Below are 280 nucleotides of genomic sequence, written 5' to 3'. Positions count from 1 at the left end.
ACTAGCCAACAGATTGGTACCTAGTAATGATAACAAATGGATTGCTTTTATTCATTTACACAAATTGTATGTTGCTCCTTTTGTAATGAATGGTAGCGAAATAAATTTAGATCAAAATACCAAATCTTTTAAAGTGGAAAGTTTATCTAAAAATGCAGGAATCAACTTGCATTGGTCTGCATATAATCAAAAAATACATTGGACTTTAGGAGATGAATATTTTACCAAATCGATTGTAAATAACACTACAGACCCTTTTGCAAAAACTAACTTAGTTACT

Annotated in this window: 1 protein-coding gene; it reads left to right on the top strand. The window is 29.6% G+C overall.

Features of this window, described 5'->3' with window-relative positions; genetic code table 11:
• Nucleotides 1–280: hypothetical protein (locus ACY2RX_RS14665; protein WP_490104726.1), on the top strand; the 280-nt coding region annotated here is incomplete at both ends.

The sequence above is a fragment of the Polaribacter sp. 2405UD43-2 genome (assembly GCF_058147125.1).
This window is presented reverse-complemented; position numbering and strand designations above follow the sequence as displayed.